The organism is Chryseobacterium formosense (assembly GCF_900116415.1).
Taxonomy (GTDB): domain Bacteria; phylum Bacteroidota; class Bacteroidia; order Flavobacteriales; family Weeksellaceae; genus Chryseobacterium; species Chryseobacterium formosense.
In genome coordinates, this window is record NZ_FPAP01000002.1 from 238,471 (window position 1) to 250,881 (window position 12,411).

12 protein-coding genes are annotated in these 12,411 nt (G+C 35.6%); 6 read left to right on the forward strand and 6 right to left on the reverse strand.

The genetic code is table 11. The features are described from left to right. Nucleotides 1–29: 29 nt before the first annotated feature. On the reverse strand, nucleotides 30–1,424 hold the full coding sequence (gene fumC, locus BM371_RS07305) for a class II fumarate hydratase (protein ID WP_034677794.1): 1,395 nt from the start codon (nucleotides 1,422–1,424) through the stop codon (nucleotides 30–32). A 346-nt stretch (nucleotides 1,425–1,770) separates the two neighbouring features. On the opposite strand from fumC, the gene BM371_RS07310 reads away from it, so the two are divergent. Then, nucleotides 1,771–3,378, forward strand: a complete 1,608-nt coding sequence (locus BM371_RS07310; protein WP_034677795.1) for a fumarate hydratase — start codon at nucleotides 1,771–1,773, stop codon at nucleotides 3,376–3,378. 97 nt (nucleotides 3,379–3,475) lie between these two features. Further along, nucleotides 3,476–3,766, forward strand: coding sequence for a hypothetical protein (locus BM371_RS07315; protein WP_034677796.1), 291 nt, complete (start codon nucleotides 3,476–3,478; stop codon nucleotides 3,764–3,766). A 100-nt stretch (nucleotides 3,767–3,866) separates the two neighbouring features. On the opposite strand, the gene BM371_RS07320 is transcribed toward BM371_RS07315, so the two are convergent. After that, nucleotides 3,867–4,781, reverse strand: a complete 915-nt coding sequence (locus BM371_RS07320) for a helix-turn-helix domain-containing protein (protein ID WP_034677797.1) — start codon at nucleotides 4,779–4,781, stop codon at nucleotides 3,867–3,869. A gap of 98 nt (nucleotides 4,782–4,879) precedes the next feature. Here BM371_RS07320 and BM371_RS07325 point away from each other — a divergent pair, with 98 nt between their 5' ends. The 3 genes from BM371_RS07325 to BM371_RS07335 all read left to right on the forward strand — a co-directional run bounded on the left by BM371_RS07325 (nucleotide 4,880) and on the right by BM371_RS07335 (nucleotide 8,840). Next, nucleotides 4,880–6,946, forward strand: coding sequence for a T9SS type A sorting domain-containing protein (locus BM371_RS07325; RefSeq protein WP_034677798.1), 2,067 nt, complete (start codon nucleotides 4,880–4,882; stop codon nucleotides 6,944–6,946). 175 nt (nucleotides 6,947–7,121) lie between these two features. Next, complete coding sequence (gene prfA, locus BM371_RS07330; protein ID WP_034677800.1) at nucleotides 7,122–8,207, forward strand: peptide chain release factor 1; 1,086 nt, start codon at nucleotides 7,122–7,124, stop codon at nucleotides 8,205–8,207. A gap of 69 nt (nucleotides 8,208–8,276) precedes the next feature. Continuing rightward, a complete protein-coding gene (locus tag BM371_RS07335) occupies nucleotides 8,277–8,840 on the forward strand; it encodes an STM3941 family protein (RefSeq protein ID WP_034677801.1) in 564 nt (187 codons plus the stop codon). 44 nt (nucleotides 8,841–8,884) lie between these two features. Here the strand turns inward: BM371_RS07335 and BM371_RS20685 are convergent, their stop codons facing one another. After that, a complete protein-coding gene (locus BM371_RS20685; RefSeq protein ID WP_034677802.1) occupies nucleotides 8,885–9,718 on the reverse strand; it encodes a M23 family metallopeptidase in 834 nt (277 codons plus the stop codon). Nucleotides 9,719–9,745: 27 nt separating this feature from the next. Next, the gene (locus BM371_RS07345; protein WP_034677804.1) at nucleotides 9,746–10,348 is read right to left on the reverse strand and encodes a hypothetical protein; all 603 of its coding nucleotides are present in this window, start codon (nucleotides 10,346–10,348) and stop codon (nucleotides 9,746–9,748) included. A gap of 160 nt (nucleotides 10,349–10,508) precedes the next feature. On the opposite strand from BM371_RS07345, the gene BM371_RS07350 reads away from it, so the two are divergent. Beyond that, nucleotides 10,509–11,267 (forward strand): type III pantothenate kinase, encoded by a 759-nt coding sequence (locus tag BM371_RS07350; RefSeq protein ID WP_034678281.1) that lies wholly within the window; start codon nucleotides 10,509–10,511, stop codon nucleotides 11,265–11,267. 77 nt (nucleotides 11,268–11,344) lie between these two features. Here BM371_RS07350 and BM371_RS07355 read toward each other — a convergent pair whose 3' ends face one another. Together BM371_RS07355 and BM371_RS07360 are read right to left on the reverse strand one after the other, a co-directional pair. Then, on the reverse strand, nucleotides 11,345–11,776 hold the full coding sequence (locus BM371_RS07355; protein WP_034677805.1) for a nucleoside deaminase: 432 nt from the start codon (nucleotides 11,774–11,776) through the stop codon (nucleotides 11,345–11,347). Nucleotides 11,777–11,845: 69 nt separating this feature from the next. After that, nucleotides 11,846–12,394 (reverse strand): energy transducer TonB, encoded by a 549-nt coding sequence (locus tag BM371_RS07360; RefSeq protein ID WP_051882875.1) that lies wholly within the window; start codon nucleotides 12,392–12,394, stop codon nucleotides 11,846–11,848. Nucleotides 12,395–12,411: the final 17 nt, after the last annotated feature.

The window sequence follows — 12,411 nt, forward strand, 5'->3', positions numbered from 1 at the left end:
CGGAGTGTTTTGTTTTATGTCGTGGAATATTATTTCAAGCTTCCCACCATATCTTCAGGTTTTACCCACTCTTCAAACTGTTCAGCCGTTAAAAGACCAAGATTTAAAGCTTCTTCCTTTAATGTTGTTCCGTTTTTGTGAGCGGTTTTTGCGATTTTTGCAGCATTTTCGTAACCGATATGAGTATTCAATGCAGTTACCAACATCAGAGATTTATCAACCAATTCTTTGATTCTCTCGTGATTCGGCTCGATTCCTACTGCGCAATGATCATTAAATGAAATACAAGCATCAGCAATTAATTGAGCAGATTGTAAGAAATTATAAGCCATCACCGGTTTAAAAACATTCAATTCATAATTTCCCTGTGTTCCCGCAAAAGAAATGGTCGTATCGTTTCCTAAGACCTGTGCGCAAACCATCGTCATCGCTTCATTTTGGGTAGGATTTACTTTTCCCGGCATGATTGATGAACCTGGCTCATTTTCAGGAATATGAATTTCCCCGATTCCTGAACGTGGTCCTGAAGCCATCAATCTGATATCCTGAGCAATTTTATATAAAGAAACCGCTAATTGTTTTAAAGCGCCGTGAGATTCTACAATTGCGTCGTGAGCAGCCAAAGCTTCAAATTTATTTTCTGCCGTTACGAAAGGAAGGTTTGTGAATTTCGAGATATACTCCGCAACTTTTACGTCATAGCCTTGAGGAGTATTCAAACCTGTCCCAACCGCAGTCCCCCCCAAAGCCAATTCGGAAAGATGAGGTAATGTGTTTTTTAAAGCTTTAATTCCGTAATTCAATTGAGCAACATATCCTGAAAATTCCTGTCCTAAAGTTAAAGGCGTGGCGTCCATCAAATGCGTTCTTCCGATTTTTACAATGTCTTTAAATGCAACAGCTTTTTCGTTCAACGTATTTTTTAGTTTCTCAACTGCCGGAATGGTTACTTCAACCACTTTCTTATAAGCTGCGATATGCATTGCGGTTGGATAGGTGTCGTTTGATGATTGAGATTTATTCACATCATCATTCGGATGAACTTCCGTTTTGTCACCTAAGTTTCCGCCTGCATTGAAATGAGAACGGTTCGCGATCACTTCATTCACGTTCATGTTGGATTGAGTTCCTGAACCGGTTTGCCAGATCACTAAAGGAAATTGGTCATTCAGCTTTCCTTCTAAGATTTCGTCGCAGACTTTTCCGATCATGTCTCTTTTTTCAGCGGAAAGAACTCCTAAATCGGTATTGGTAAATGCTGCCGCTTTTTTTAAATAAGCAAAAGCTTCGATAATTTCGTGCGGCATAGAACCTTCCGGACCAATTTTAAAATTGTTTCTTGAACGTTCTGTTTGTGCGCCCCAAAATTTATCAGCAGGAACCTGCACTTCACCCATGGTGTCTTTTTCTATTCTGTAATTCATTGTGATTGAAATATTTGTTTCTGTTTAGTTTTAATTTAACCACAAAAGGCACAAAAGAATTTGCTTTAGTTTTAAGTTGCATACATGAATGTTTTAAGTCCACAAAACTGAAAATCGAAGATTTTCAAAAACTAATGTGTTCTTTATTGCGATTTTTATTAAACTTAAAGAATCTAATGTGTTTAAAAGCTTTTGTGACTTTTGCGGTTTAAAAAGTTTCTCTAAAGTTAAACAATGCTAAAAACACTCACAATTTATAATCATTATAAATACGTATTTAAGTCATTGATTTTGCTCATGTTTTTTTGCGTAAGCTGTATTTTTGCATTGAAAATAAAAAAGTAAAATGGATTTTAGATATCAGGATCCGTATCCGATTTTGAAAGATGATACGGTTTATAAAAAATTGACTTCAGATTATGTAAAGGTTGAAAAACATGGCGAAAGGGAAATTTTAACCGTAGATCCGAAAGGTCTTGAGCTTCTTGCAGAAGAGGCGATGGCGGATGTTTCTTTTATGCTTCGTTCTTCACACTTGGAAAGTCTGAGAAGAATTATTGATGATCCTGAAGCGACTGATAATGACAGATTCGTTGCTTATAATTTATTGCAAAATGCTGCAGTAGCTGCGGAAGGCGCTTTGCCTTCTTGTCAGGATACAGGAACAGCTATTGTAATGGGTAAAAAAGGAGAAAATGTTTATACGGGTGTTGATGACGGAGAATATTTAAGCAAAGGAATTTACAATACCTATCAAAAGCGAAACTTAAGATATTCTCAGGTCGTTCCTTTGACAATGTTTGATGAAAAAAATTCTGGTTCAAATCTTCCCGCACAGATTGATATTTATGCTAAAAAAGGAGATTATTACGAGTTTTTATTCTTAACAAAAGGAGGAGGCTCAGCAAACAAAACTTTCTTGTATCAAAAAACTAAATCTTTACTGAACGAAAAATCTTTGGAAGCCTTTGTAAGAGAGAGAATTTCAGATTTAGGAACTGCAGCTTGTCCGCCTTATCACTTGGCTTTGGTTATTGGTGGAACTTCTGCGGAAGCAAATTTGGCTGCGGTGAAAAAAGCATCTGCAAAATATTACGATAATCTTCCAACGGAAGGAAATGAAGCCGGACAAGCATTCAGAGATTTGGAATGGGAAGCAAAAGTTCAGAAAATTTGCCAGGAAAGTGAGATAGGAGCGCAGTTTGGCGGGAAATATTTAACGCACGACGTTCGAGTAATCAGACTTCCTCGTCACGCAGCTTCTTGTCCTGTCGGAATGGGTGTTTCTTGTTCGGCAGATAGAAATATTAAAGGAAAAATTACCAAAGAAGGTATTTTCTTAGAGCAATTGGAACAGGATCCGAAAAGATTTTTACCTGCAACGCCGCCACATTTGGAAGAAGCGGTTGAAATTGATTTGAATAAACCAATGCCTGAAATTTTGGCTGAACTTTCAAAATATCCAATCAAAACAAGATTAAAATTAAACGGAACTTTAATTGTTGCAAGAGATATTGCTCACGCAAAAATCAAAGAATTATTGGATGCAGGACAACCTATGCCTGAATATTTTAAAAATCATCCGATTTATTACGCAGGACCGGCAAAAACTCCGGAAGGAATGGCTTCAGGAAGTTTCGGACCTACGACTGCGGGTAGGATGGATGTTTATGTAGACGAATTCCAAAGCCACGGCGGAAGTATGGTGATGTTGGCAAAAGGAAACAGAACGGCTGATGTAACCAATGCTTGTAAAAAATATGGAGGTTTCTACATCGGTTCGATCGGAGGTCCGGCTGCAATTTTGGCAAAAGATAATATTCTGTCTGTTGAGGTTGTTGATTTTCCTGAATTAGGAATGGAAGCAGTAAGAAAGATTGAGGTAAAAGACTTTCCTGCATTTATCATTACAGATGATAAAGGGAATGACTTCTTCGCAAATCTTGCGCATTAATTAGTTTAAATTTAAAATAAATAGCAAAAATCAGCTTCTATCTTTTGCCTGAAAAGGAAAAATGTTTTATTTTTGCCCTAATCTTTAAGAAAAAAAAATGATTTTATCAGCATTTTGGCCGTTTTATCAGTTCCTTTGGACAATCTATTTCATTACAATGTTCCTTGTAGGATTCTGGTGTATCTTTATGTTTTTCGGATTGGTCATTCCAATGTGGTTAACAGAAGGTTTAAAAGAATATTTTGGTAAAGTAAAACCTTTCGATCCTGAACAAATCAGAAGCAAGCTTTTGACAGAGCAGGAAGGAGTTGAGGTTATTTACAGTGCTCCAAAAGGTCACGGTCCTTTCTTACACGATAGCCACGGTCACGATCACGGACATCATTAATTGATTGTCATTGCTTTCCCACATGAATTCCGGGAAAGTAATATCAAAGCAAAACAACATATATGAAACCACTAAAAGTAATTTTGGTGGTTTTTCTTTTTTATCCTAACCTCAGCTTTTCAGGAGAAACACCAAACTTTTTTTTGAAAGCGCGGGTGAAATTCTGTACATATTCATAGCCGCATTCTATTGCAATTTCTTTAATCATCACTTTATTGTTGACAATCATTTTCTTGGCTTTCAGCATTCTGAGTTCCGAAATATAATCGACGATGGTTGTATGATAATGCTCTTTAAATTCTTTTCTCAATTTATTCTGATTAATCCCTATAATTCTGGAAATTTCTTCAATTTTCAAATTCCTGTGATAGTTTTCATCTAAAAATTTCTTAATGGTTTCCGGAGTTTTAGATAAATCTTCTGCAATATCCTTTTCATTAAACTGCTCAAAAATTAAAATTAAAAGCTTAATGATTTTAGCTTCAATAAAAAGCTTCTGCATAACCCCTTTTTTAGAATAACCGGAAATTTCCTTTAAGATCATATGCATTTCTACGGTCATAAGTGGCGGAGTTTCTTTATGAAGAAAAATAAAATTGTTATTCTTCATGTTTTCAAGAATTTCTGCACTTTCAAGGTTAGATTGTGGTTCAATTAAATCAAATACATACTGATAATTTACCTGAATCTGAAAATATTTTAGAGCTTCCTGATTTTCCGTCCATAATTCCGCACGGTTTTCCGATGACGAATAATGAAGGATGTACTGGTTTTTTTTAAACATGAAATTCGTATCACAATCTGAAGCCTGCAAATTGATATTCGGGCTTAGTAAAAAAAGCAGATTAAAGCTCGATTCTCCCTCAATAAAATTTGATTTCAGATATTTTTCTGTTACTGTATCTTCATAATAGACTACTTTAATGTCTTCAGATTCAAAGAGTAAGCTTCTTTTTGTTTCATTCATCTTATTACTCGGTTTTGTTTCATAATACTCAAGTAGAAAAATCTGCATCCGATAAATGAAAGTTTGAAAATGATAAGTATAGAATGATCGGGCAGACTAATTTTGCGCAAAATTAAATTAAATTTAGAATAAATAAAAATAATTTTATGTTTATTAATCTACAATCTAAAGTAAAAGGAATAGGAGTAGGGATTGGAATTCTTACAATGGCGATAAGTTCGCTCAATGCGCAGCAATGGGTTGATGTAGGCTCTGCAGGAAATATTTCTGCGGGAACGAGCAGCTATAATAATCTTGCCATCGATACACAGGGAAACTATTATATATCTTATTATGATGTTTCTGTTCAAAAGGGTTCTGTACAGAAATTTAACGGAACCTCTTGGTCTTATGTTGGCGGAAATGCCGGAATTACTACAGGAACGGCAACATTTAATTCTTTATCCACAGATTCTTCAGGAAATGTTTTTTACACCAATCAGGACGGTTATCCGAATTCCGGGATGGAAGTAAGAAAATTTGACGGAAATACATGGACATCATATGCAAAGCCATTCACAGCGACAATTAATTATCAGGCTTCAGCAGTTTCTCCGAATAACAACACCCTTTTCGTTTACTCAAATTCAGAATCAGGCTCGGTAAAACGATATGTAAATAATGCATGGGAACAGGTTGGAGCTACAGGTTTCGGTACGCCGGCTTTTTCAGAAATGATTGTTGGAACTAACGGGAAAGTATATGTTTGTGGAATTTCTTCAGGTGTAAAAGTATTTGAAAACTCAGCAACTGCTACTTCATCTGATCAATGGTCATTGGTCGGAGGTGCAAATGTGGGAAGCACATTTACTGAAGGAGTAAATTCGACGGCAGACTTTGCATTAGGAGCCGATAATACAATTTATGTGGTTTATTCTTCTCCGGCATCAAACAACAGAAGATTAAACGTAAAGAAATTCGACGGTACAAACTGGGTTCAGGTTGGTAATGCAGATTTCGGGATTTCAAATGATTTGTATAATGTTTCCATCGCAGTAACGCCTTCAGGAAAATTGTATGCTGTAGCAAGCGGATGGATTATAAATGGCGGAAAAAATACGGTTTATCAATATAACTCTACAAACAATACGTGGGAAACTTTCGGAGGAGACTTTGTTTCTGATGGAACAGCTACTTACAATGATTTGCAATATGATGCCGTAAACAATACTCTGGTTCTTACGTATTCTCAAAACGGAGTAAGAGTGAAAAAGATTCAACTAGCAAATACAACTCCTGCGTGCAATAATGCTGATCCGGGAACTAATCCTGGAGATACAGGCTGCGTAACTTTTACATACAAAGGTCAGCAAGTTACTTACACAACAGTAAGAGGTGCAGATGGTAAAGTTTGGCTTCAGCAAAATTTGGGAAGCTTACAGGTTGCAACTTCTATGACAGATGCCGATTCTTATGGAGATCTTTTCCAGTGGGGAAGATGGGATGACGGTCATCAAAATCGAAATTCAGCAACCTCTAATGAGCCTTCACCAAACACTCCGGTTGGTTTGAATAATTCGGCTTCTTTTATTTTAGGATCTTGGTGGGGAGGAAATGATCTTAATGATCAATGGACAGCAAATTCTAATTCTATTACCTCAACAAACGGAGCAGATCCTTGTAAAATTGTAGGCTCAGATTGGAAAATGCCAACCCAGGCCGATTGGACAGCCACTAAAAATGCAGAAGGAATAAACAATCCGGCAACAGCATACGCAAGTAAACTTAAGCTTCCGGCGGGAGGTAACCGTTCATTTACAAATGGTAGTTTTGAATTTGTGGGACAGAGAGGCTATTTCTGGAGTTCAACTACTACAGGATTGGGAGCTAAATATTTATATGTAGGTACTACTATTGGAAATCCATCAGCGGGAGCACCGAGAGGGCAAGGTTCTTCTGTGAGATGTATCAAAGAAATAACAAGCGGTTTAGGAACTTCCGATATTAAAAAAATAACATTAGGAATTTATCCGAACCCGACCAATGGAATTTTAAATATCAAAACAGATTCTGAGGTTGAAAAAATAAATGTTACGAGTATGGTAGGCCAGAGAATGGATGTGCAATTTATTAATAATCAGATCAATATGCAGTCCCTTCAGAAAGGAATTTACATCGTTGAATTGCAATTGAAGGGCGGGCAAAAAGTTTCGAAGAAAATCATTAAAAACTAATAACCATTTATAATAATTGATTCATATTATTAATTTTTTTACACCAAAGGCTCATGTGTTTTGCATGAGCTTTTATTTTTAGTTTAAAACAAATAAAATCAGAGATCTAAAGTCATGAAATTGAGCTTTTGTTCTTCGTTGCCAATTCCGTATCTTTGCCAACTAAATTTTTAATATGTCTAAATCATTAATTCCAAAATTAGAAGCGATAAAACAGAGATATAATGAGGTTGCCGATCTTATTATTCAGCCTGATGTCATTTCAGACCAGAAAAGATATTCTTCTTTAAACAAAGAATATAGTGATTTGGGAAAAATTGTAAGAGTTTACGATCAATATAAAGGAGCTTTAGATACAATCGAAGAGTCAGACGAAATCATTGCAGACGGTTCGGATAAAGATTTTGTTGAATTGGCAAAAATCGAAAAAAATGAAGCTTTAGAAAAAATTCCCGGTCTTGAAGATGAGCTTAAAGTTCTTTTGATTCCTAAAGATCCTGCCGACGATAAAAACGTTATTGTGGAACTTCGTGCCGGAACTGGAGGAGACGAAGCGGCGATTTTCGTGGAAGATGTCTACAGAATGTACACTATGTATTTCAAAACGAAAGGTTGGAGACATGAAGTGACCGACTCCAACGAAGCGGCAAAAGGATATAAAGAACTCATCATGAAAGTGGAAGGAGAGGGCGTTTACGGAGTGATGAAGTTCGAATCCGGGGTTCACCGTGTACAGCGTGTTCCGGAAACTGAATCTCAGGGTAGAGTTCATACCTCAGCAATTACGATTGCGGTTCTTCCCGAAGCTGAAGAAGTTGATTTTGAATTAAATCCTGCCGATATTGAGATGCAGACTTCACGTTCAGGTGGAGCAGGAGGTCAGAACGTAAACAAGGTTGAAACTAAGGTTCAGTTAACACACAAACCTTCAGGAATGGTGGTTGTTTGTCAGCAGGCTCGTTCTCAGCTCGCAAACCGTGAACTGGCAATGGAAATGTTGAGAACCAAACTATACGACATCGAATTGCAGAAAGTTCAGGGAGATATTGCTGCACAGCGTAAATCGATGGTTTCTACCGGTGACCGTTCTGCTAAGATTAAAACATACAATTATCCACAAGGAAGAGTTACCGACCACAGAATCAACAAGTCGATGTACAATCTTGATGCCTACATGAATGGTGATATTTCAGAGATGATTGATGCAGTAATTATGGCCGAAAACGCTGAAAAAATGAAAGGAGAAGAGGATAATTATTAATTCTTTTTCTTTTAATAATATAAGCTTCTGATAATTCGGAAGCTTTTTTAATACATAAACAAATATTTTATGGATATTAATAATGAGTCACAACAGATTGAAATTCCATTAAGTAAAGTGAAAATCGGCTTATTGTGTTTAGGGGCTTTGTTATTTGTTGCTTTAGGATTGTTGTTAATTATTTACGAACCACAATCAATCAACTATTCCAATAGGCACTCTTGGATAATGAGACCTTTCTTTCGTTTTTTAGCAGGACTTCTATTCGTTATTTTCTTCGGTTTTGCATTAATCATATTATTTATCAGATTGTTTAATAAAAATCCGGGATTAATCATTAATGAAAAAGGTATTATTGATAATACAAGTATTTTTGGTTTGGGATTTATCCCATGGAAAGACATAAGAGATATCAAAATTGTAAAAATTAATAATGGAAATTTTATTCTTGTTTTGCTTAAAAATCCATCTTATTATATTAATTCAACAAATCATTGGTTAAAACGAAAATCACTTAAAACTAGTTTTAAATATCATAATACGCCACTTTGTATGTCTGCTAACTCTTTAGCCATCAACTTTGATGAGCTATATCAGTTACTGATAAATAGTAAAAAAGAATTTAAAAAGTAAAATTCTTTTACGTTAGCAAGAAAATTAAAATTCAATTTTTGAAATTAATACCCTCTCGCATACGATTTTCCCTCTTCTAAATATTCAGTCTTATCTCCGTGTCCGGTTTTAAACAGCGTTTTTACCGTAAGTCGGTTTTTATCTGCAGTTGCACTCGGAAGAAAAGTGACGAAATGCAAATGAGGACCGCTGCTCCAGCCTGTATTCCCGCTCCATGCGATGGGCTGACTTTTAGTTACCGTTTCTCCAACTTTTACTTGTGCACCATTTTGTTGAAGATGAAAATATTCAGCAATCGTTCCGTCAGAATGCAAGATTGAAATATAATTGCCGTAAGGAGCGCAGTTTCTCGTCGGGCAGCTTTGATTATTATTTTGAACAATATCAATGACCATACCTTCGCGTGCCGCCAAAACCTCGGTTCCTTCAGGCATGATAAAGTCTAAAGAATTTTCATTTTGATGAGAAAAACTGCCGTTATAACCTTGGTGAATCCAAAGTGCTTTTCCCTTGCGAAAAGGCAGATCGTAGACATAATTTTTGTCGTAGTTTTTTATGGTGATATCTCCCTTGTAGCTTTTGTAATTTGGCATTTTCTTTAGTTTCCAGCCTTTTTTCTTGTCATTTACCACAAAATAAGTGACCTTATATTTTGTTGTTTTTGCGGGAATTACTTGTGTTATCTTATATAGCTCCGGCTTTTTTAAGTTCTCCACTTCCGGCTGACCATTGAAAACCAGAGAAACTGGATATATTTCCTGATTGTCTGCATAATAAGTGAGTGTATCACCATTTCTCTCGGGATACATTTTTATGTTTTTTTGTGAGAATACAAAAGTAAACTGACTTATAATGATGAGAACTAAAAATTTTTTCATTTTGATATTTTTAATTTGCGAGATTATTTATTTAATGATTTCCTGCAAATCATTGTAAACCTGCGTTTGAGAAAATTCTCCAAAATAACTTCTATACTTATTGTTATAAATAATCACATAGCTGCTGCAAGGATAGTGATATCGGAAAAAAGTATTCTCAATAATGTTTTTAGGATCTTTAAACCACTTTAGCTTTTTAATCGTTTTTATATTTGTATTATTTTTATAGACATACAGAAAATTTGATTTTTTTATTTTATCCAAAAGTTCTTCTTTTTCTTTGTGCCACAAATATTGGCTTGTTGCTGTTGATGTTCCTGAAGAATTGCAATAGTCTTTTCCAGGGTGAAATGTGATAATCGTCGGTTGATTTTTTTCTAATTTTATATTTAGTAAATTTTGTAAATCAGTTAGTATTTTTTCAGATTCTACGCTTCCCTCTTCTGACCTGTTAATGATAATTTTACAGATTTGTAAAGAATCATTGCAGGCTTTAAACCCTCCTTGTATAAGTTTACGATTGTTGTAAATTTCTTCTGAAATGATTTTATCGTTTTCATCTTTAAATATTTTCTGCCCAAATACAGATAAAGACTGAATAATAAGAATGAGTGCAAAGAGTTTTTTCATATTAGTTTGATCTAAATAAATCTATAACAAGTATAAACCATTTTCATTAATATTGAAAGGATATTTTTAAAGAAAAGTATTATTTTTACCCTTGAAAAATTAATAGGATATTCATCTTTATTATCGAATTCTGATGAATTTCCGGCTGAAAAATATGTCTATGAATTCTATCGTAATCAATGTTGGAAACAGCAATATCAGATTTGGTCTTTTTGATGATGATAACTGTGATATTTCGTGGATTATCAATACAAAGCCTTATCGTACTGCCGATGAGCTTCACGGTCAGATGCTGATTCTGTATCAGACTTATAAAATTAATCCCCAGGATATTAAAAAGATAATTGTAGGTTCTGTAGTTCCGCAATTAACGAGAGAAATTACTTCAGCGATCAGAAAAATCCACGGAATTATGCCTGTTATGGTAGACCGTACTACACCTTCTGAAGTTGTGGCAAAATCGAAACAGATGGGAACCGATATTTATGCCAATCTGGTTGCGGCTCACAATATGTATCCCGGAAGAAAGAAAATTATTTTAGATTTCGGAACTGCGCTTACCGCAAGTTGTGTCGCCGAAGATGGCGAAACAATGGGCGTTATTATTGCGCCGGGAATTATAACTTCTTTAAATTCATTGATCAGTCAGACCGCTCAGTTACCTGAAATTGAACTGGTAAAACCGAAATCTGTTTTAGGTTTAGATACAGTTACCTGTATGCAAAGCGGTATGGTTTACGGCTTCCTCGGAATGGTAGAAGGCTTTATCGATCGGATTAATGATGAGGTTCAGGATGACTGCTTTGTCATTGCAACAGGCGGTGTTTCCCATGTTTACAAACCTCTAACCGAAAAAATTCATATCGCAGACCGCCTTCACACGCTGAAAGGTTTGTATTTCTTAGGAAAAGATTTGTAATTGAGATTGAGGCAAAGATTAAGGTTAATGAAAATCTTATTGGATATTTTAGTCTCAACCTCAACCTTAGCTTTAACCTACCTTTTCGATTTAAAAAACTCTTTTACGATAGAAGAGCACTCGTTTTCCATTATTCCGGTAACAATTTCTGTTTTAGGATGAAGGGAAAGATTTTTATTGATAAATCCACGCTGTTCGTCTCTTGCGCCGATGACAACTTTCGAAATCTGTGCCCAGGAAAGTGCTCCGGAACACATTACACATGGTTCTAAAGTCACATACAGGGTACAGTTGACAAGGTATTTTCCTCCTAAAAAATTGGCAGCAGAAGTTATAGCCTGCATTTCAGCATGTGCGGTAACATCATTTAATGTTTCGGTGAGATTATGCGATCTTGCAATCACACGATCGTTTGAAACCACTACACAGCCAATAGGAACCTCATCTTTCTCAAAAGCTGATTCGGCTTCCCGCAAAGCCATTTTCATAAAATATTCGTCGGTAAACATAAAAATAAAAGCTTAGTACAAAACTAAGCTTTTCAATAATTATTTTTTGAGATTAATTTAAGTATAAATTTATTCGAAATTCAGTGCTAAAGGAAGCCTGAATTTGTATCTGACAGGAGTTCCGTTGATGTAAGCAGGGGAGAATTTTTCAGAAATTGAGTAGACTGCTATTTCAGCCTGTCGGTTAAATGTAAAATTATCACCTTCTGCTTTTACGTTACTGATGGTTCCGTCTTTTTCAACAATAAAACCAACATTCGTTTTTACATTTCCTGATTCAGAATATACTCCGTCTCCGTAAAAAAGCTGGGCAATTTCTTTTCTTAAAGCATTAATTCCGCCGGGATAATCGGCTGTTTTGTCAATCGTTTTAGAAAATTCAGCGCTCTGTTGATTATTAGTTTGTGCAGGTTTTAATCTCTTGACGTCTTCAAGGTTTTTAACCTTTAATAAAGCTGCAATGAGGGCGACATTTTCAATACTGTCCATTTTTTTCATAAAGAAAAGAAAGTCATTCTTCACTGCTGATTTGTACAGCGGATTACTTTCTGCATCGAATTTCTTCTTGAACTCATTATTAAGCGAAGTTCTATGTTGATTATAATAATGTTTTACCATTCTGAATTCCTCGGTCT